At 50.1% G+C, this 23,899-nt stretch carries 6 protein-coding genes; all 6 read right to left on the bottom strand.

Translation table 11 applies throughout. The features are described 5' to 3' along the window. Window positions 1–61: 61 nt before the first annotated feature. From KB559_RS10560 to KB559_RS10535, 6 genes are read right to left on the bottom strand one after another with little or no spacing between them, the layout of a single operon-like run. Window positions 62–4,060 (bottom strand): non-ribosomal peptide synthetase, encoded by a 3,999-nt coding sequence (locus tag KB559_RS10560; protein WP_211021699.1) that lies wholly within the window; start codon window positions 4,058–4,060, stop codon window positions 62–64. 22 nt (window positions 4,061–4,082) lie between these two features. Then, entirely contained in the window at window positions 4,083–11,213 is a 7,131-nt protein-coding gene (locus KB559_RS10555; RefSeq protein WP_211021698.1) for an HAD-IIIC family phosphatase, read from the bottom strand. Then, the gene (locus KB559_RS10550) at window positions 11,214–12,905 is read right to left on the bottom strand and encodes a CPBP family intramembrane glutamic endopeptidase (RefSeq protein WP_211021697.1); all 1,692 of its coding nucleotides are present in this window, start codon (window positions 12,903–12,905) and stop codon (window positions 11,214–11,216) included. Further along, window positions 12,902–14,125, bottom strand: a complete 1,224-nt coding sequence (gene fabD, locus KB559_RS10545) for an ACP S-malonyltransferase (protein ID WP_211021696.1) — start codon at window positions 14,123–14,125, stop codon at window positions 12,902–12,904. The genes KB559_RS10550 and fabD overlap by 4 nt, the downstream gene beginning before the upstream one ends. A 25-nt stretch (window positions 14,126–14,150) precedes the next feature. Continuing rightward, complete coding sequence (locus tag KB559_RS10540; protein WP_211021695.1) at window positions 14,151–23,189, bottom strand: non-ribosomal peptide synthetase; 9,039 nt, start codon at window positions 23,187–23,189, stop codon at window positions 14,151–14,153. Beyond that, window positions 23,182–23,898: a thioesterase II family protein gene (locus tag KB559_RS10535; RefSeq protein ID WP_211021694.1), complete on the bottom strand. Its 717-nt coding sequence runs from the start codon at window positions 23,896–23,898 to the stop codon at window positions 23,182–23,184. The genes KB559_RS10540 and KB559_RS10535 overlap by 8 nt, the downstream gene beginning before the upstream one ends. Window position 23,899 lies beyond the last annotated feature (1 nt).

Raw genomic sequence — 23,899 nt, 5'->3', positions numbered from 1 at the left:
CTCTATCATCCTCATAAGTAGATTAAACCCCTTCCTTTGATTGGAATGTTCGTTACAGTCTCTACAGATCGAAGTCCATTTCCAGCAGCGCCTCCAGTTCTGTATATCTTCGCCTCTGCTCCTCTATCACCTCAGTCGTGCGCAAATCAAATTGTCCCAACGGCCTATGCGGTTGTTCGATGATCAGATCAAAGATCCGGATGAAATCATGCAGCATTTTCTCTGCAGTTCTTCTTTTGAAAAGACTAGTTCGGTATTCGAGCGCCAACAGGATTTCTTCTCCGGCTTCCTCACCCCATAACGTAAGGTCAAACTTTGCTCTGTAAAAGACTAAATCCAACGGTTTGATGTTAAGCTCCTCGATCTCCGGTATAGCTGTATCCATGTTCTGCAGGGCAAATGAAGCATCAAACAGCGGATTCCGCCCGGCGTCTCTCGAAACATTCAGCTTGCGAATCAATTCGTCGAAAGGATAATCCTGATTTTCAAACGCCGAAAGTGCCGTTTCCTTTACTTCAACTAAAAAATCAATAAAGGTCTTCTGATTTTCCGGCAGACTGCGCAGAGGAATAATATTTACGAACATCCCGATCAGAGGCTGGAGATCCGCACGGCTTCGTCCGGCAACCGGCGTTCCTACGACAATATCCTTCTGACCGGAGTAAATGGACAATAGAAGAGTATAAGCCGACAGTAACACCATGTACAATGTAGATCCTGTATTGGAAGCCAGAGTATGAAGGCTTTCTACAACATCGGGGGGAAGGACTGCTTTTACAGCGTCGTCTTCCCCCTCCGTGTTAGCCTGTCGAGGATAATCGGTTGGAATTTGCAGCAACGGAGCAGGTACAGCAAACTCGTTCAACCAGAATGCTTCTTGCTCAGCAAGCTGTCCCGTTTCCAGCATCTCATTTTGCCAGCAGGCATAATCCTTATACTGTAGACGCAGGGGTTCCACTGTCTCATCCTGGTAGAAAGCCAATAAATCGTCGATGAGGACGGACATAGAGACTCCATCAGAAATCATGTGATGCATGTCCAGGCACAAAACATGATGAGTTTCGCCGATACGGAGCAGCTGTGATCTTAATAGCGGCGCCTGCGCCAAATCGAACGGCTGGATGAAAGTCCGGACCTCCGTTATTAAATTCGATTCCTGAATCGTTCTGCAGCCCAATTGCAGTGACAGTTCCTCTTCCTCATGGATATACTGAACCGGTTTTCCTTCATGCAGCATAAAGGCGGTCCGGAGTGTCTCATGCCTGCGAACCAGTCGGTTCATTGCTGATTGGAGCCTGTCCACTTGTACAGGGCCATTGATTTGTAAAAATACAGGAATGTTGTAGGTTAATTGCATCGGGTCGTATTGGTTTAAAATAAAGAGCCGTTTCTGTGCCAGCGACAGAGGATAGAAATCTCTATGCTCAGCAGGCCTGATCGTCGGCAATGCTCCGCTCACTAGACTCCGATCAATCTCAACCGCCATGTCTTGAAATACCGGAACTTCCATAATTTTTCGCAGCGATAGCTGGATATGAAAATGCTTGTGGATTTCCGTGACTAGCATAGCCGCTTTCAGCGAATGTCCCCCACGGATAAAATAATGATCGTTCAGGTTCACATGATCTATACCGAGCGTGCTTTTCCACAACGCTGCAAGCCGGCGTTCCGTCACCGTTGCGTTCGGATTGTCCGCCACGTCAATTCCGGCATAACTGGATAATGAAGGATCGGGTAACGATTTCGTATCGATCTTCCCATTGGCTGTCAAAGGAAGCTCACTCATCTGGACGTAATGCTGGGGAAGCATATAAGCCGGTAAACGGCTTCCGAGCCATTCCTGCAACTGCTCTGCGCCTAACGTATTCGAAGCTGCAAAGTACACACACAAGACTTGTTCATCGCTTTTATCGCGTTGATCTTTTTGCACCGTTACGAAAACCTCGCTGATCTCCGGATGCTGCATCAACTGGACTTCGATTTCACCCGTCTCAATCCGGAATCCCCGGATTTTCACCTGATCATCCATCCTGCCTAAAAACTCAATGTTGCCGTCCGGGAGCCATTTCCCATAATCCCCTGTTTTGTACATGAGTTCACCGGGAACGAACGGATTCTCGACGAATCGTTCCGCCGACATTTCCTCGCGCCCCAAATACCCCAGGGCCAGAGATACCCCGCCGATGCACAGCTCGCCCATGAAGCCGATCGGCACGAGATGTTGTTCATGGTTGATAATATAGATCTCCGTGTTCAAAATGGGCTTACCGATCGGTACTTTCGCCACATTCGCTGCAAGCGTTAAGGTGCTGTCATCCTCCCGGTTTAACTTCTCCCCCGTTTGCCAGTAGGTCGCACAAATCGTCGATTCCGTGGGTCCGTATGCGTTTATATAGTTGAGATGCTTCTCCCAGCGCGCTGCGAGTTCCGGATTGGAAGCCGATCCCGCGGTGACAAGGATACGCAGCGTCGGCATCTGCGAAGGCTCCAAATGAGCGGCATAGGCCGGCGGCAGCGTAGCGACGGTAATTGCTGATTGCTGGACATAGTCCGTGAAATCGTCGTAGCTTTCAATCGTCTCTTTATTTAGCAGATGCAGCTCCGCCCCTGTAAATAACGCCATGAATATCTCCCAGATCGAAGCATCGAAGGAGGCGCTCGCAAACTGAACGATTTTATCGGTTTCCCTTATACCCAGTTCATTCCTGAAGTAGCTGTGCAAGTTCGCCATGCCTCGATGTCCAACTTTGACCCCTTTTGGACTTCCGGTCGAACCGGAGGTATAGATCACATAGGCTATCTCCTCTCCCCCTGCGGAAGCCCCTTTCTCAACTTGATTCTCAGAATTTGCACTGGCTTGCACTGGCAGCAATTGATCTCCCTGGATGAGCAAAGTGGAACCGCTGAACGGGCATTGGCTGACATATTTAACGGGGGTAATCAAGCAGACCGCACCACTGTCCTCCAGCATATATTGAATGCGCTTCTGCGGATAATCGGGGTCAATCGGCAAGTAAGCCGCTCCCGCCTTGAGCACAGCAATCATGGAGATAACCATATCCATGGTCCGGTCGCAAACAACACCTACGATATGTCCCCTTTGGATACCGTTCTTCTTCAATTGCTCGGCATACACTTCCGCTCTTTCATTCAACCCCCTATAGCTCAAACTTCTTGCACCGCATACCAGAGCCGTGCGTTCCGGCTTAAGTAGAGCTTGTTCTTCAAACAACTGCGAAATTGTCTTATCACTGGAAAACTCGCCTTTATTTGAATGAAACTCCGTCAAAAGCTGCGTCCGTACCTTCTCATTCACAAGCGAAAGTGCTTGTACTTGCATCTCCGGATTTCCGACCATTTGTTCAAGAATATGAAGAACACTGTCCGCCAGCGCCTGCATCATTCCTTCACTATACAGCTCGCCATTATAGATCAACTCGCCCGTAATATCTTCATCTATTCTCTTGAAAGAGAAGGTGACTCCGTTGCTGGCAGACATCCTGCAATTTTGCAATTTCGACGGATCATGCATCGGCACAAGCTCACAGGCCACATTGCATAATTGAGAGAAATCCCATTTCTGTTCTTGCTCACCTTGAAACAACTGATTCACGGGAAAATACTGATAGCCGTATGCCGCCGTTACTGTCCGGTTCAAATCCTTCCACAATTGCTTCATCGTTTGACTGCCATCCAACTGGAGTGAAGTGGGCAGAAAGGAATTAACCGCAGACTCCTCATTTGGGCCTGCGATCGCCGGACAGCCAACGATGACGGATCGGCTGGATCTTATTTTAGCCAGTGCAGTCATCGTCCCTGACAATAAAATGACATAGATAAGTGAATCTTTTCGGCTGGACCAGTTTAAAAGACCCTCAATTAGCGATAATGTGATCGGAAGACTCAGTCGCCGCTCGCTAAACACTCCCTGCTTTCGCAGTTCCGATGGCCGATCAGGCACAAGCACTTCCACTTCTTCTTTCCCGGCCAGCGTGTCCAGCCAAAATTGTCTGGCCTCCCGGTATTCCTCCACTTCTCCGCTCAGCAGATCCAAATTCATTACACTTCACTCCCCATGTAGTCTAGAAGTCAAATTCGGCAAATTCCATCATTGGATTAGTGCGAATACGCTCAACTGCGCTTGCCCTTTCCTCATCTCCGAGAATACGTATATCCTGCAGTCGTGCCTCTGGATCACTCGCAATCTGCTCCAGAATCCGAATGTAATGCAAGGAAAGCTGTTCCATCATTTCCTTACGGAACAAATGGGTCCGGTATTCGAGCGTGAAATTCAGTTCATCATTCAACTCCCGCACTTGCATCGTCAGATCAAACCGGGACACTCCAAAGTCGAAGAAATATTCAGAAAGTACCGAATCTTCGAACTCATAGCGGAAAGGGTCCATATTTTGCATAACGAACATCGTATCGAATAATGGATTCTGACCTCTCTGCAGAGAAATATCCAGTTCCTGAACCAACAGCTCGAACGGATACTCTTGATGCCGCAACGCTTTCAATATCAAATCCCGATTCTCCACTACGTACTCGTCGAATGTTTTATCCCTTGCAGGATAGCTCCGAAGTGCTAGCGTATTAACAAACATGCCGATCAGCGGTTCAAGCTCAGGCCGAATTCTACCTGCTACCGGTGTGCCGATAACGATATCTTCCTGTCCCGAATATTTGGACAAGAGCACGTAGTAAGCGGATATAAGTACCATGAATAATGTTGCGCCTTTCTTGGAGGCGTAATCAGCCAGCTTCCGGCGCAAATCGGAATCTCCCCGGAAGGAAAGTAACGCTCCTTCGTTCTGATCAGTAGAACGCCGCTCCTGCACCGCTGTCATGCTTAGCTTGGGAACTGGGGTTGAGTAAGAATTCAACCAAAATCTCCGGGTCTCTTCCATTCCTCCCGACTCCAGCCTGTTCTTTTGCCAAACCGCATAGTCTTTGACTTGCAGTTGAAGTGGCGGAAGAACCTCTCCACGATAAGCCCGAGCAAAGTCCTGAATCAGATTACCAAGCGAAACGCCATCTGAAATGATATGATGCATGTCGATCAGCACCATTTGCTTGCCCGATATGGTTGTAATAAATCCGGCCCGCAGCAGAGGCGGTTCCGACAGCCGGAACGGACGGACAAAGGCTTGAATCAACGAGTCGACGTTGTTATCGGGGACTTGATTGTGCAACTCCAAATTGAACTTCATATCCGAATGAATCTTCTGCACGATTTCTCCGTCCACCCAGGTGAATGAAGTCCTTAATGATTCATGACGCGAAATTACGGATTGCAAAGCGGTTTCCATTCGCTCGATATCTGCTTGTCCCTCAAGCAGCAGGACACCAGGCATGTTGTATCCGTCCTGATTACCTTGAATTTCATGGAGCAGGAACAAGCGCTTCTGAGCCGACAAAACGGGATAATAATCCCGCGCCTCGCATAATTCAATAGTTTCAAAACCCGACGCTTCCGAGCTATCAATCATTTGGGCCAACTCGTATAAGGACGGCTCTGTGAACATGTCTCCTATCGTCAGTTCCACACCAAACACCTGATGAACCTTTGAGACGAGCGAAGCCGCTTTGAGAGAGTTCCCGCCGATTTCAAAAAAGTGATCATGTCTTCCGGGGGATTCGCCCAACATCTCCGTCCAGATTTGTGCGAGACGCCGCTCCGTCGGGGTGGAAGGAGCTTCGTAAGGCTTCCGGTTCACTGGTACAGATTGCAATCCAGTAAACTCGCTGACTGCAATATTCAACAAGAGATCAGCACGACTGCAAGAAATGACTTTCATGTATGCCTGGTGACGGACATGATCCGGAATTTCGCCGGACGGCAGCCAGTGAATTTCAGGGTTCCAATCATCCATTATCGCGACTGTTGTTGTATCTTCTACAGTTTGTTTAGGAGGTGTTGCCGAATCTGAAGCAGGTACAAAATACTCAGGCAATGATACCGCTTCGTTCTCCGGCTTCTCATAGAGAGATTCGAAATAGAGTTCCACATAGCCCGGACAATCCGAAATTTGATCCAACCGGATCACATCATTCTTCTCGTAGTCCCAACCGACCCGCTGCAAGAATGAAAGAAACGGATCATTTTTATCCGTCTTGTGATAATCCGGCACGATTCCATGCAATCCGTTTGCTCCGGCAACCCGTTTCAATTGAGACAACACCGCATCCTCGATCCCCCGGCCAAGCACTCTACAACTAAGCAGGAAGGCATCAACCTGGAGCAGATCCTCATCGGATGAAGCCAGAACCACACCGACAATGCCGTAATCACCGAAACGATCCGATGCCTCAACTACCCAGCACCAACAATCGTTCTGCGATCTCCTTTCATTCAGCGCATCCTCCGTCAATCGAATGCCGTTCAAGTTAAATTGATTCGTGCGCATCGTCAATTGTGACGCTCGAACGACCTCCGCATCATCCATCGTCCGCATGCTCATCCTTAGGCCTAATCCATATAAATAGTCATCTAGGGTAGCGGCGGATGCCTCCCGGTTCATTCTGCGATGACGCTCCGCAGCGTATAATTGCGTGCGCATCTGGTCTTCCTCGGTAATTGTCATGCGGTCCCAAGCCCAAATATGAGACAGGAACTTCTCCATATAACGTATTTCAGCCGGAAGTCGCAGTGTCAGCACATCCGGGGCGTTCTGCATGACCTCCGAGCATTCCAGAGGATTATCATCGATGAAGACAAAACTATCGACTCCTAAATTCAGTTCCTTCGCCATTTGCTTCAAATTGTCCGATTTGGGCAGCCAGTTGATTTTCCAATGGGCAAAATGTTCTTTCTTCAGCAGCATATCCGGGTTTTGCTCAAATACTTCCCATACGTCGGCTTCATTGTTTTTACTGCAAATCGTCAGTAACTGTCCCTCTTGCGCCCGGTCCAGCATCCATTTTTGCAGAAGCAAATGGGGAGTCTCGATTTTGACGCCAAGCGGACCGTCTTCGCCGCAAACGCCTTGCCACAACGTGTTATCGCAATCCAGCGCGATCACTTTGAACGGTGCGGCAACCATCGAAATAACCTTCCGGGCAAGTAAAGTACCCATCACCGCATAAAATTCCTCGCTGAACGGCATATGCCCCGCCCGATCTGTGATTGGGTCGAACACTTCAGAAACGGAATAATTCTGCCTTGCTCCACGGAAGTCGACGGTGTACACTTGGTCAATATGTTCTAGCGCCTGCTTCCACCGTTCATATAATTGGTCAAGATAACGAAGAAGCGAGTCCGGGTAGCCCAGATGAGTCGATGTAGGAAATATGCCAAACAGGTACGGAACCGACTTATCAGCCGCTTGAACCAAGCCCAGCAAATCCGTAAAGTGACGCTCCAACTCGGTGTACACTGAATCTCGTGCAGCCTCGGCGCCGCCGATTAAATCTTCAAAACGGATTAGCATGACTCTACAGCCGTCCCCGCCATCCCATTGATCCGAAGGATTCAGCAATTGTTGAAACACTTGATTGTAGCCGCCAAGTCGAACGGAAGCCGGAATACTGAATTGTTGCATCCACCATTGCAAATGCCCCCCAATCGGCTCTGAAGTGAACGTAGCGTTCACGACGATTTCTTTACTCAAGGAATCTTTCAAACCATCATTCAACTTCCGGCGTTCAGCCAGTTCAGCCTCTTCCTGTTCGTCAAACAATCTAACATTCCCGACAGGTTGCTGAGGCTCTTCCAGGTAACCGGCGATCACACGCTGAAAATCATCGATAAAACGTAACATCGTCCGTTCTTGGAATAAGTCCACATTATAATTCAGTTTGCAATCCAGCTCGCCTTCTTGCGTCAGGAACACATCAAGCTTGATATCTAGAGTCGCCGTGTCGATCGGAAGCTCCATTTGCTCAAACTGGAGCCCATCAACACGCATCTGATCCGAGCCCGTCATTCGGTACTCATTATGAAAAACCACCATCGTATCGTAAATCGGATTCCGTGAGCGATCCACAGGCCGGTTATACAACTCCACCATCCGTTCAAACGGAACGTCCTGATTCTCATAACAGACCGTCATCAGATACTTTGCCGATTCAATGTATTGCTGCAACGTCCAATTGCTCTCTGCACGGAATCGCAGCGGGACAAAATTAATGAACATCCCGACGCCATTTTCCTGCCCTGGACGTCCCCGTCCGGATACAATCGATCCGACGACAGCCTCCTGTTGGTCCGCGTATTTAAGAATAGTCAGACCATACAAGGAAGTCAGCATCACATTCGGAGTCGTGTGATTCTCTGCCGCAGCTTGCCTGATACGCTGACTCGTAGATTTTTCAATGCGAAAACCGATCTGTCTTCCTGCGAACGTTTTCACCTTCGGCCTGTGATGATCCAGCGGCAGGCGCAGCGGACTACACATTTGTTCAAGCTGGTTTATCCAAAAAGACTCTTGTTTCACCATGACATCGGAGTTATCGAATTGTTCACACCATTCTACGTATTCCCGGTATTGGTACGCTGGCGGAATCAGGTTCTTGCCCTGATAGAGCTCGAAGAACTGTTTGACCAGAATTGCCGTGGAGAATCCGTCCGAGACAAGATGGTGTGAATCTATCATGAGCACATGTTCATGTTGCTCTTGCTCATTCACCTCGACATCGGGGTTGATCGTAATGAGTCCGGCTCTGAACAATGGCGCGGCATTCAAATCAAAAGGACGAATAAACCGGGTGATAATGTCCGATACTCCGCCATTCGCTGATTCATAACGCTCCAGGTCCATTTCCGCCCGCTCTCTAATGATTTGAACCGGGACGCCTTTTTCCATCGCAAATGTCGTACGTAACGCCTCATGCCGATTAATCAATTGCTGCAAAGCACGCTCCATTGACGCATGGTCAACCTTTCCCCTTACTCGAAAGGCAAGCGGCATATTATAGCTGGTGCCGATTCCTCCGGTTTGCTCTTGAATAAAAATCCGAAGCTGTGAGGAGGTTAGCGGATATCGGTCTTTCGTTATACTTGCAGTTCCGTTTGATGGCCCTTGCTCGACCTGCTGATCCAAATGAGCAGCTAATTGTGCTACGGTTTCGCACCTTAGGATGTCAACCGCTTCCACCGGCTTTCCAATATGCTCTGCCAGCTTGACAGCAACTTGGTAAGCCAAGATGGAGTCCCCGCCCAGACTATAGAAATGGTCGTGGATATTAAGTTCTGTAAATCCAAGAACATGTCCCCATACGTTGCCAATGAGCTGTTCCGTGTGAGAATAGTGTCCTTCTGCCCGTCCCGTCAGATTGACTTTTCTAGCTGATGTTGCTGCCTGCTCCGTCCCCTCGCCCAGGGGAGCCATAATAGGACGAATAGGGGGAGAATTGTTCTCCACCCAGCAGCGATGTTTATCAAACGGGTACGAAGGTAAATGCACTCGGCGGTAGGTACCGCTGCGATAAAGCAAACTCCACGGGATGTCCGCACCTGAGATATATAAATCCCGCCATTCTTGAAGCGAAAGCTCATCCCAACACTCGTTTTTCCTTGATGTTGTTTCCGGATTGCATGCTGTAAGTGATGACAGTAATTCGGAGTTAAGCTGAAGCCTTCTTAGATGCTCCATAACTTCATTTACATTCTTTACGACGAACGCAAGCCGGTAACTAAAATGGCTTCTCCCCAAGCTCGCCGTATAGCAAAGGTCCCCGATATTCCAGTGGCGGTCCTCATCAGACAACATATCGGCATAAGCATTTACTAATCTGGACAGCGAGGACAGACTCTGCGTGGACAGCGTAAACAAATATTGTTCACTGTCATTCGAATTCGGGCCCGGCCGATTTGTGAACATCGTGGTGTCATGTGTTCCCTCCAGTACAGGTGCTTCCTCCAACACGACATGACAATTCGTTCCGCTGAGACCGAACGAACTGACTCCGCATCTTCTCGGATGCCCTTCGTCCTCCCAATGCTTCAACCGGCGATTGACATAGACCGCAGACTCGATAAAATCGATGGATGCATTCGGCCTGTTAAAATGCAGGCTCGGAGGAAGCTGCTTATGCTTCAATGCCAGGCAAGCTTTTACGAATCCAACCACACCCGCCGCATTGTCCAAATGCCCCAGATTCGATTTGACCGAGCCTACGGCACAAAATTGTTTGCGGTAAGTAAATCTGCGAAACGCCCGGTGAATTCCTTCGATTTCAATCGGATCCCCGAGCTTCGTTCCTGTTCCATGCGCTTCAATATAGGAAATGGTCTCCGGATCGATACCGGCATTCAACCACGCATCAGCGATCACTTCTTCCTGTGCTGCCACATTCGGAGCGGATAACCCGATAGAGCTGCCGTCCTGATTCACGGCCGAACCCTTGATAACTGCATATATCGAGTCTCCATCTGCGATGGCGCGGGCTAGAGGCTTTAGCATTACCGCAGCGGTCCCTTCGCCCATTCCGGTTCCATCCGATCCGTGATCAAAGGACTTCGCCCGGCCATCGGACGACTCAATACCGATTCGAATCCCGGTATCTGCGGGGAAGACTAATGTCTTCACGCTACCGGCAAGCGCTGTATCGCAATCTCCGCTCCGCAATGCCTGACAAGCGAGATGAATCGCAACCAGTGACGATGAGCAAGCGGTGTCCACGGTGATCGCAGGCCCTTTTAGATCCAGCAGATAAGAGATACGCCCGGCGATGACGGAGGACAAATTACCGGGAACCGCCATCGAGACTCCAGTAGGGTCAAGGTTTTCGATCAGTTTTTTATAGTCATGAAATGCATCTGCACAATATCCAAGGAAAATCCCCGCCTTGGTCCCCTTCAACTGACCTCCTCCATATCCGGCATCCTCGATCGTCTTCCAGACCGTTTCCAGAAAGAGACGCTGGTTCGGATTCATCAAACCGGCCTCCCTGGGCGACAAACGGAAAAACGGGTAATCAAACTTATCAATTTCCGGCAAGTATGCCCCTTTGAAAAAATCGGTATGATCAAGATCAAGTCCAATTCTTTCGGCGTAATCCCGGAGATCCCGTTTTCTCTCTTCAGGAAAAGGAAAAACTAAATCTTCTCCCTCGGCCAAACTGCGCCAAAATTGATCGATGTGGTCGGCTCCGGGAAGACATACGGACATCCCGATTACGGCGATATCCTGAAGAGAGCTTTCTTTGATCTCTACCTTTTCTGAGTCATCTTCTTCCATGTCAAACGAGAATCCAACTAAATCGATCATTTATCTCCCCCCTGCCTCTGCCTGAAGTTGACTTGTGCTTACTGTAACTGCACTTTTCGCCTCATAGGACGGACTTTGCTTCCACAAACGATACATTAGCGGAGGCACAGCCAGCGAGCAGATGGCGATGAGGATAACAAAGTACATGTTAAAGCCGATCTCAAACATGCTATACAGGTTTCGGGCAATATAATAGGTGGCGAACAATCCGATTTCCGCGACGATCGACGCCCATATCGAACGGTACCAATAATAGAGAAGGGCGAAAATGACCGTCCCCATCCCCCCGTAAAGCGTCAGCGCCGGATCGAGATTGAAGAACAGCAAACCGTATACCAACGCATTACCGGCCAGCGCAAAACCGAGCGGCAAAACACTTATTAATTCATTGAAAACCAATCCTCTGAACAACACTTCCTTGTAGATCGAATGTACGACCAAGAAGATAAGGAAAGCGATTGGCGCGCCGCCAATTAATGAACTGAACAAAATCTCAAACTGCGGGAACGTTTCCGAAACCGCGGGGATTTTCACCATGCTTGTTACCCACAGCCCCATACATATCGAGAGAAGAGCAATTTGCCACACACTGCGGAAAGGGATTTTTTCAAAGCGACATACTTGAATCAAGTCTCTCTTCTGATACCTGCGCATAATGAAGTAATAGACCGGAATGGCGATAAAATCGTTCAATACCAGCCCCCAGTTCCCGTTTCGGGCATCCGTTAGCCAGGGACGAAAGGCATCTATCTTCGTCAGTTGGTTGTACCATAAGTACACCAGCGGCTGAAGAACGGCATAGTAGATGGCTATAAATACGACAAGCCTTCCTATCATCACCAGGTAAGGTTTAGCCTTTGCTGCAAACTCCATTGCGGCCTGAACCTGAACCTGTTCCTCCGGACGTTTTGCCGACAGGATCAATCCTGTAACGATCCCCCCTAACCCGATCAGCAACATGACATAACCAAGCAAACTGCCCTGTGCAATCCGGTCAATCATACCGGCTTCATTTGCACTTACAATTAGAACATTCACGATTACCGCAATCGAAATCGTTGACCAAATGGAACCTGTTTTCGTATAGAGAAATCCGTAAATAAGTGCCAGGAAGAAGGCATAGACAGTAATCGTTAAATTCGGCTGGAAGATGGCATATATGACAGCTTGAATCAAGTAAGCTGCTGCAAATGGCAGCCCTTTGCGAAGCTGATTGAACACAAGTCCTCTAAAGAAAATTTCCTCCATAAATGCCCCGGCAAGTCCAACCCCGATCAGAGTAAAAATAAATAATTCCGCCTGCCCGAATATATCCACGTACGCCTGCATTTGATGAAGTGCCGGCTGTGGAAGGAACGGGAGCTTCATCAGTCCGATGAAAACAAAAGCACAGCTAATCGCAATCGTCAGAGAAAGCAAGAGATCTCTCCCGCTGATCGGCCGGAATCCCGCTTCTTCGAAAAATGTTGTCTTTTCCTTCTTACTCACCCGATTTCGAATACCAAATAGCGCAATAAGCAACAGATACATCACGCTGAAATTAATCAATAGCCATACAGGCACATTGTTTTGCAGCAGCTTTTTGTAGGACTCATTCAGCGACATGATGAATACTTGGCCTTCAAATACAACGAGATACAGTCCTAGCAGCACAACCACTTTCAGGATCACGCTTCCAACCTGCTTCTTCATCGTGTAAACATCCCTTCTGTTTCAAATGGGTTACCATAGTCTTCAATCTCGGCTCCTTTCGCATTGACGATAGACTTCAACCAATTCCATGCTTCCCTTAACTGCTCGGCAGATGGTTCCGCGTTGTTATGTTCAAGATTCAGCAAAAGACCTTCCAATTGACGATACGGAGCAACTACTTGCTCTTGATAGACTTGCTCATTATGACAGTGGTTTCTGGTAGATACCGCTATCGCCAAATATTCCTCCAACACACGACGCTCCGTATATTGGTAGTTCGCCTTAAAAGACGGGGAGAACACAACTTGACGATCAGTCTGGTCATCCATCGAGTATGCTGGAAATGCAGGATAGTCCTCCTTCAACAGCCTGGCTAACGTTTTGCGCGGAGCTAGCTCGACAACCGCATCCATGCTGCGTTTCAGTAAGCAGGCTATACTTTGCCGCCAACGGACAGGCTCCGTCATCTGACGCTTTAAGCTGCCGATGATCTCTTCAGCATTCGCCCCATATATCTCCCCTTGGATGTTGGAAATCACGGGAAAAGTGAATGCTCCAAATTCATATCGCCTAAGCCGCTCTTCCAATTCATTCGCTGCTTCCGCCATGAGTGGGGAATGGAAAGCTCCGCTTACTTTTAAGGAAGATAACTTTACTCCCTCTGCGGCCAGCAGCTCTTCGGCTGCCGTTACCGCTTCTGTCGTTCCCGAAAGTACAATTTGCTTGGAGGAGTTATAGCAGGAAATCACAGGACGGATCTTTACATCCCGCATCCTCTCTAACATATTTGCCGCTTCATATTCAGTAATGCCGCTAACGGCAAGCATTCTGCCAAGGCCGGACGCCGATGCTTCCATCATAAGACGTCCTCTTTCCCTAACGAGCTGGAGGGCATCGCAATATTTCAACACGCCTGCACAAGTTAGCGCAGTATATTCGCCCAAGCTATGCCCTGCCGCCGCTGCAGGTCGTATACCCGTCTCTTGGACAAAAAGCCGATAGGACGCTACTCCTGCGGTCAAGAGGGCAGGCTGTGTCAGATCCGACTGGGCCAGCTTCTCTTCCCCGCCGTGAAAACACAAGGCAGCCATGTCATACCCGAGCGTATCTGACGCCTCTTCAAACGTTTGTCTGACCACACTGTACCGCTCATAATCTTCCTTCATCATTCCGTTGTACTGCGATCCTTGCCCGGGAAATAAAACGGCTAATCGCTTCATCCATTCACTTCCTCCTTCCTCATCCTCACACGGCCCCTTCCTTCTGCATGCTCTGTTCGGATAAATAAACAAGGAATTTCATAAGATCTGATAAGAGGGCCTTCATTTTCTCTCTTCTCATTCTTCTGCCGTTGTAATCGAGACTAAATTCTACGCCCCTGGCATCCTGTTGGGCGGACAATACGAAGTCAAACCAATGAAGTTCACGGCTTCCCCATTGTCCGTCTTTCTTCCATCGGACCAAGGGATACGCCTCATGGTCATCTTTTTTCACACCCCGCTGCCTCATTTCGTCAGCAGTATAGATGAGAGAATTGCCGGCATTAGACATTCCTTGGGATACACTGTCTAGCAATTCAGAGAAGTCGGTAATTCCTTCAAACTGCTGCCCAACATTAACCAGTGTTTGCCCTGGTAATGCCGCCTGGACTGTCATCTCCTTCGCATGCGCATGTTTGCCAAGGACGAATAAGTAAGACGTCACGAGAACTGCATAAAGATCGGTGTTATACGCTTGGGCAAAGGTATTCAAGCGTTGAGTTGTTTCCGAATCCAGCCGACTTTCAAGTACAGTCGCTTGTTGATTCTGCCCAGAAACCGTGAAGAAAGAAACAGGCAACACTGCAGGTTGTACCGGCCATGGACGATTCCCATCCCGTTGCCGTTCCTCGATGAAAGCCGCCAGTTTGGTTACAGTCGGATGAGCGAACAAATCGGTTATTTTCACAGCGCCCGGTGCCATACGATCTAATTCATGCTGCATGCGGAGCAGGAGTAAGGAGTTGCCTCCAACATCAAAGAAGTTGTCATGCACAGAAACCTTCTCCACACCGAGCACCTCCTGCCAGATTGCCGCCAGCTTCTCTTCCATCTGTCCGGATGGAGCGGTATAGTCCCCTTCCTTTGCCGTATGCTGCAATTGCGGCTCTGGCAGCGCCTTCCGGTCAATCTTGCCGCTGACCGTCAAAGGAAGCTCCTCCAGCCGAACCGCAAACGCCGGAACCATGTAAACCGGCAAGTGGGCTTTCAATTCGCTGCGCAGTTCGGACGGCTCAAGCTTTCCATCACGCTCAGTAACGTAATACGCACATAAGTAGGCGTTGCCGTGCGTATCCTTCCGGGCTGTGACCACCGCTTCCTTCACCGCTTCATGTCTCAATATCGCCTCTTCGATCTCACCCGGCTCAATGCGGTAACCCCGGATTTTCACTTGGTTGTCGATCCGTCCCAAGTATTCAATATTTCCATCCGGAAGCCAGCGGGCCAGATCACCCGTCCGGTACATCACTCCGCCCGATTCCACTTCAAACGGACACGGAATGAACTTCTCGGCCGTCAAGTCATTCCGGTTCAAATACCCTCTTGCCAGCCCGTCGCCGGCAATACACAACTCCCCTGCTACGCCCACCGGTTGCAGACGATTTCCAACATCCACAATGTAAAGCCTCGTATTGTCGATCGGCTTCCCAATCGGCACCGGATCAACGACCTCCATCAGACCTGAGCAGTCGTAATGACTGACATCCACCGTGGCCTCGGTCGGTCCGTACAGGTTGATCAGCCGTGCGCCGCCGGCTTCTTCGCCTTCGCTACCTCCAAGCAGCGCCCGGAATCGGTTTACCTGTCGTGCCGTCAAGGCATCGCCACTGGCGAGCACATATCGCAAACTTCCCAGTTTGCCAATGCCTTCCGGTCTCGTCTCCAATTCGTCGAGGAACGCATTCAGCATCGATGGCACGAAATGCATCGTAGTTACGCCATGCCGGGATACCGCTTCGATAATCTCTGCCGGGTCTTTCTCGCCCCCCGGGGTCAGGAAGCATACTTTAGCGCCGGCTTGTCCCCACCAGAATAGCTCCCATACCGAGACGTCGAACGTGAACGGCGTCTTCTGTAAAATGACGTCTCGATCAGACAGCGGATAAGCTCTTTGCATCCAGTTCAACCGGTTCACAACGGAGCGATGCTCCACCATGACCCCTTTCGGGCGGCCGGTTGAGCCGGAAGTATAGATTACATAGGCCAAATTCTGTGAGTTTCCGAGCGGTTCCAAATTATCGTTATTCGCCTGCCTGTCTGCCGAACCACTCTCTTCAGGACCAATCTTCGCAGACACGTCCACCCACTCACCGTTCCATGAAGCAAGCTTCCCGCGCAATTCACCAAGCAGCTTCTCTTGCGTCAACACGAATCGAGCTTTGCTGTCTTCCAGCATGTACGACATCCGCTCCGCCGGGAAATCCGGTGAAATCGGTAGATAAGCGCCGCCTGCTTTGAGTACGGCGAGCAGGGCAACCATCATCTCCGCTGAGCGCTCCATTACAACTGCGGCGATTACATCCGGACCGAGACCGCATTCCCGGAGATGCCGGGCCAGTCGGTTCGACCGTTCGTTCAATTCCCCGTAGGTCAGTGCTGAAGAATCCATGTTCCAAGCCACTTGATCCGGATCCTTTCGCACCTGTTCCTCGAACAGTCCATGCAGTGTCGCCTCGCGGCGGTATTCCACCGTTTCTCCGGCACTGCATTGAACAAGCTGTTCCTTCTCCCCTGACGACATCATTTCCAACTCGCCCACAGGCCGCTCCGGGTGCTCGGCCGCCTCATTGGCCAGCTGGATGAACCGCTCTGCAAATCGTGCGATCGTTGCGGCTTTAAACAGCTTCGTACTGTACTCGAATTTGCATTTGTATGCATATGCATCCATTTCGTCCGTCATAATTTCCAGTAATAAATCAAATTTTGAGACGCCCGTCGGTATATCCAATGAATGAAAGGTGACCTCACCGATCTGCGGCTTCGCCCGCTGCATATTTTGCATAACGAACATGACATCGAATAGCGGGTTTCGGCTTAAATCCCGGGCTATTCCGAGCTCATCGACCAATTCCTCGAATGGATAATCACTATTGTCGAACGCACCCAGCGCAGTCGTACGGACGCTTTCCAGAAACGATTTAAAACTTTGCCCGTTGTTCATACGATTCCGAATGACCAGCGTGTTCACAAACATACCGATCATGGATTCAAGCGATGCTTGCGGTCTTCCTGCAACCGGTGTTCCGATCATAATCTCCGTTTGACCGGAACTTCGGGCTAAAAGGATATGGAAGACGGATAGCAGTACCATATAAGGTGTTGCGCCCGCTTGAGAAGCAAGGGCATTCAGCTTGGAAGCCAGTCTTTCCGGAATAATGAATGTATGTTGGCCGCCTTCGTTGCTCTTCAGCGACGGTCTGGCATAATCCATCGGCAAGTCAAGCACGGGCCGTTCTCCCGCCATCGCATCCAGCCAGTAAAGCCGCTGCTTCTCCAGCATGCGCTGATTTGCTTCCCCAAGCTGCCACAATGCGAAATCTTTGTACTGCACCGTCTGCTCGGCAAGCGGCTTCCCTTCGTATAAGGCAATCACTTCATTTTGCAGCACAACCATCGACAAGCCGTCTCCGGCAATGTGGTGCATATCAAACAGCAAATATCGCTTTTCATCCGTCTCATTGATCAGGGCTGCCCTTAACAACGGAGGGTTTGCAAGATCGAACGGAGTTACAAATCTCTGGTACCACTCCTGGAGTGATTTATTCCCGATATCGGCAGTGAAAAGCTCGAAGCCGACGTTCTCACGTATCATTTGAACCGGAACTCCATCCTTTAGCACGAATGCGGTTCGAAGAGAACTGTGCCGCTCGATGAGTTTCATGAATGCTTCCTCCAACCGGCCCGCATCCACGCTTCCTGTGATCTCAATGACAACAGGCAAATTGTAAGCCCGGCTTTGATCTTCCATTCTGCTTAGGAAGAATAGACGCTTCTGGGCAGGGGTTAGCGGATATGCATCCCTTAACTCTGCCGGTACAACTTCCGAGTAGTCCCCGGTTGATTCCAGCAACTCCAATTGGCTAGCCAGACCCGCTATAGTCGGCGTACGGAACAAATCGCGAAGCGGTAAGCTCCGACCGAAGGATCGATGAATCCTCATCGTCAATTGCGCCGCAGTTAAGGAGTTCCCTCCCAGATCGAAAAAATGATCGTGCACGGAAACCTTCTCCACCCCGAGCACCTCTTGCCAAATCTCCGCAAGCTTTTCTTCCGTCTCCCCGGTTGGAGCGGTATAATCCCCTTCCTCTGCCGTATGCTGCGATTGCGGCTCCGGCAGCGCCTTCCGGTCAATCTTGCCGCTAACCGTCAAAGGAAGATTCTCCAGCCGAACCGCAAACGCCGGAACCATATAACCCGGCAAGTGAGTCTTCAGTTCGCTGCGCAGTTCGGACGGCTCAAGCAACCCATCACGCTCCGTTACGTAATACGCACATAAGTAGGCGTTGCCGTGCGTATCCTTCCGGGCTGTGACCACCGCTTCCTTCACCGCTTCAAACCTCAAAATCGCTTCCTCGATCTCACCCGGCTCAATGCGATAACCCCGGATTTTCACTTGGTTGTCGATCCGTCCCAAATATTCAATGTTGCCGTCGGGAAGCCAGCGGGCCAGATCACCCGTCCGGTACATCACTCCGCCCGATTCCGCTTCAAACGGACACGGAATGAACTTCTCGACCGTCAAGTCATTCCGGTTCAAATACCCTCTTGCCAGCCCGTCGCCGGCAATACACAACTCCCCTGCTACGCCCACCGGTTGCAGTCGGTTACCGCTATCCACAATGTAAAGTCTCGTATTGTCAATCGGCTTCCCAATCGGCACCGGGTCAACGACCTCCATCATACCCGAGCAATCATAGTGACTGACATCCACCGTGGCCTCGGTCGGTCCGTACAGGTTGATCAGCCGTACTCCGCCGGCTTCTTCGCCTTCGCTGCCTCCAAGCAGCGCCCGGAACCGGTTCACCTGTCGTGCTGTCAAGGCCTCTCCACTGGCGAACACATATCGCAAACTTCCCAGTTTGCCAATGCCTTCCGGTCTCGTCTCCAATTCGTCGAGAAACGCATTCAGCATCGATGGCACGAAATGCATCGTAGTTACGCCATGCCTGAATACCGCTTCGATAATCTCTGCCGGGTATTTCTCGCCCCCCGGGGCCAGGAAGCACACTTTAGCTCCAACTTGTCCCCACCAGAACAGCTCCCATACCGAGACGTCGAATGTGAACGGCGTCTTCTGCAAAATAACGTCCTGGTCACACAGCGGATAGGCTCTCTGCATCCAGTTCAACCGGTTCACGACGGAGCGATGCTCCACCATGACCCCTTTCGGGCGGCCGGTTGAGCCGGAAGTATAGATCACATAGGCCAAATTCTGTGAGTTTCCGAGCGGTTCCAAATTATCGTTATCCGCCTGCCTGTCTGCCGAATCACTCTCTTCAGGACCAATCTTCGCGGACACATCCACCCACACTCCGTTCCATGCAGCGAGCTCCCCGCGCAATTCACTAAGCAGCTTCCCTTGCGTCAACACCACTCTTGCTTCGCTGTCTTCCAGCATGTACGACATCCGCTCGGCCGGGAAATCCGGCGATATCGGCAGATAAGCGCCGCCAGCTTTGAGTATGGCGAGCAGGGCGACCATCATCTCCGCTGAGCGCTCCATTACCACGGCGGCGATTACATCCGGACCGATACCGCAATCCCGTAGATGCCGGGCCAGCCGGTTCGACCGTTCGTTCAATTCCCCATAGGTTAGAGCTGAGGAATCCAGGTTCCAAGCCACTTGATCCGGATCCTTTCGCACCTGTTCCTCGAACAGTCCATGCAGCGTCGCCTCGCGGCGGTATTCCACCGTTTCTCCGGCACTGCATTGAACAAGCTCCCCCTTCTCCCCGGGCGTCATCATTTCCAATTCGCCCACAGGCCGCTCCGGGTGCTCGGCCGCCTCTTCCGTCAGTTGGATGAACCGCTCGGCAAACCGATTCATCGTATCTCGATCGAATAAGTTACAGTTATACTCCAGCACGCAATCCAATTGTCCGTCAGCGCCGGGGAATATATCCCACTTCAGGTCGAGCTTTGAAGTTCTCCCCGGTATATCCCTTTGGATGAAACGGACTCCGTTTGCTTCAAAGCCCACTTTTCCATCCATTTGGTTATGGTAAATCAACATCGTATCGAATAAAGGATTACGGGATCGATCCTGTACGATTCCGCAATTCGCCACAATCTCGTCAAACGGCATTTCCTGATGATCGTATGCATCCAGCAAGGTATCATTCAGTTGGTGCAGCAAATCGATGAATGATTGCTCCGCATGCACCTCTTGGCGAATCGGTAAGAAATTGTTGAACATCCCGATCACCCGGTTACTTTCCGGCCGAATCCGTCCTCCCGTTAAGGCGCCGATGACAAAGTCGTTCTGCGATGTGTACCTATGCAGCAAGACAGTATAAATGGACAATAATATCCCATAACCGGTGGCGCCGCGCGCAGCTGCAAGCTTATTCAACTTTTGGACGGTTCGAGCAGGGATAGGGAGCTTAATCTGATTTCCGTCGAAAGTCCGCTCGGTTGGACGAGCGTGGTCCGTGATCATCTCCAGTATCGGAAGCGGTCCCTCAAGACGCTGCATCCAGTAAGTCCGATGGCGCTCCATCCTCTTTCCGCTTCGTTCAGTGAGCGACCATAATGCATAATCTTTATATTGAATCGGGACCGCTTCAAGCGTGTTCCCTTGATAGAGCATTCTGAATTCATCAATCAGCACGTTTAAAGAAATCCCGTCACAGACTAAATGATGCGTATCCAGAAGCAAGACGTAGCTGGATTCCCCCAACCGAACCGCTTGGGCTCGGAACAATGGCGCCTCCGATATTTCAAATGGTTGAACAAAACGTTCCATTATACGGGAAAGTTCCTGTTCTTCCGCCTGTACCCTACCCAGGCTGAATTTTGATTTGTTTTTAATTTGCTGCACTGCTTTCCCGTTCACAAAATGAAACGAGGTCCGAAGCGACTCATGCCTGTCGACCAGCTCTTGCAGCGCTTGTTCTACACGGTTCAAGTCAACGGAACCATTCATGCTTAAAGAGGCCGGAATATTGTATGTAGCACCGATTCCCCCAAGCTGCTCTTGCATATAGATCCGATTCTGCGCACTTGTTAATGGATAGTACGGACGTGGCGCTGCCTTTTCGATTGGTCCTCGTTCCTCAATTCTGGACATTTTCACCACCTTGGCCAGCTCTCGGATTGTAGGAACCGAATACACCTCCCGAATGGACAGGTCTACGCCAAACCTCTCGGACACGGCGGAAACCAGCATCATCACCTTTAAGGAATTGATACCGATATCAAGTAAAGAATCATTCACATCCAGCGGTCCCGTTTGCAATACTTCTGAACATAACCGCTGTAATGCTCGCTCCGTCTCATCCTCGGACCACTTGGCCTCACGCAATTGCTCCGAACTCTTCCTGATTTGCTGGAGTGCTTCTTTATCTTGATCGAAGTGACCGTTTTTGTACTGGTCTGCGAGAATATATCGCTGCAGTTTGCCGCTCGTTGTCTTCGGCAATTGCTTTACAGGCAGTACCCAGCCAATTTCGTAGCCCGCTCTTTCACGAATAAATTTGGCTACATTATCCGCAAGGGGAGCAAACGACTCGATGCTGCCCCGATATACGGCGAATACGATGATTTCATCACTTTGCAACTGTTCGTTAAATGCGCCGCATACGGCGACTCTTCGTAATTTGCCTGCATCCATTTCTTCGATGATTCGCTCTAAATCATGCGGGTACACATTCTGACCGTTCACAAACAGAATATCCTTCTTTCTGCCTGTAACGACTAAGCGACCGTTACGCATGAAACCTAAATCCCCGGTTCTCAGCCACCCATCTTCCCCGATCGCTTTGCCTGTAGCCACCGGGTCGTTATAATACCCGCTGGTCACATTCGGTCCCGTGATTTGAACTTCACCTATCGTTCGTTCAGATAATGGATTCCCGTCATCATCACAAATACGAACTTGACAATACTTCACCGGCATCCCGAGATCGACAAACGACAACTCCGAAAGTTCTCCCACATCGTCCCCGGCAATTTCCCTGACAGGTTCTCCTACGGCGGTATCACGTTCAATCCGAATGTCGAGGAGCGGCTCATCAACCGGCGGGAACGTCACCGCTAGACTGGCTTCCGCCATACCGTACACGGGAAATGCAGTATGAGAACGGAGTCCGTATGCGCTCATCTCTTCTGTAAATTGTCTGCTCAGTTTGGCCGATATCGGTTCTGCACCGTTGAATATCAAACGGATGCGGGACAGATCCCACCCCGTTGCCCGATCCTTCTTGTAAAAATTCAAAAAATGACTATACCCGAAATTTGGGGACGCCAGCGTCGTAATACGGTGATCGCTTGCCTTCTGAAACCACATCGTCGGATGTTGGATAAATAGAGCAGTCGGCATCATATATTGCTGCATATCAGCCAGCAACGGAGTCAGGTGGAAACCGATCAGCCCCATATCATGAGTAAGCGGCATCCAGCTGAGGGAGGAGTCTTGATCCGTTGCTTCGGAGCAAGCCACAATTGCCTGCATATTCGCAAGCAGATTAGCGTGCGTCAGCATGACGCCTTTGGGATCACCGGTGGATCCGGAAGAAAACTGTATGAAAGCAAGATCATTAGGGTCTGGATGATGTATTTCTCCCGTCGGACCTTCGAACAAATCCTCTTTTCCTGTCTGCCAGGTCGTATCCCTTAACTTTCTAAAGAATGTAATCTGATCTTCCGATTCCGACTCCGCTTCCCCTTCCCATCGTTCGAGAACCCGCTTGTCCTCAATTACCAGAAGAGGGGCATGAAGTTTTTGAAACACCTTGATGAGCTTTCTTTTGTTCTCCTCGCTCGCACCGGCGGATAAGGGAACCGGAATCATCCCTCCTAGCTGACAGGCCCAGAACCAAGTCAGGAACAATTCCTGATCCTCCAGAAGGAACACAATTTCCCTGCCCTGCTGCAGCCCTTTATCCTGCATACGTTTGAGCAGTGCAGATGAACGTTGCAACAAATCCCCATAGGTTATCGCAGCTTCCTCTTTGCCGTTGCGGATGAAGGTGATGCCTTTGACACTATCACCCCGCATCCGAATGAGCTCGACTAAACTATTCATCACAGCACCTCCCCGGCTGTAACAGTCGTGATTGAATTTTTTCCGCCAATTGCTCCGCATGATCATGAAGAAAAAAATGCCCTCCCTCATAGGCAAAAGCTTCGCATCGGCCAGTCGTATGTTCGCTCCACTCCATCGGATCATAATCCCCGTCTTGCAAACCCGAGAATACGGTCAAGTCGCATGACAATGGGCTGCGATCATCATTATGGAATCGGTAGGTTTCGGATGCTTGGTAATCACATTTCAAAATCGGCAAGAACAAAGATAACAAATCTTGATTCTCAAAAAATTCCCGCGGTGTTCCTCCTAATTCCTGAATCTTAGCCAGAAACAGATCATCCGGCATCAAGTGCATATTCTCATTCTCGATGACATGCGGTGCAGCACGGCCCGAAACGAAAAGGTGTTCAGGCTCCGGGTATCCGAGACTGCTCAGTTTACGGCTCATTTCAAAGGCGATAATACTGCCCAGGCTATGTCCAAACATCGCATATGGACTGCCGTCGAGATGTGGAATCAGCGTATGCTGAACATTTTCCACTATCTCATCTACAGAAGTCAGCAGCGGCTCACCGAAACGTCTTCCTCGCCCCGGAAGCTCGACAGTGACTAGTGTAATGGAAGGAGACAGCAAGTTTTTCCACCTTTCATAAACCGATACGGAAGCTCCAGCATACGGAAAGAAAAACATGTTGAGTCTTTTCAAA

Source organism: Paenibacillus sp. Marseille-P2973 (assembly GCF_018101095.1).
Classification (GTDB): Bacteria; Bacillota; Bacilli; order Paenibacillales; family Paenibacillaceae; genus Fontibacillus; species Fontibacillus vini.
This window is presented reverse-complemented; position numbering and strand designations above follow the sequence as displayed.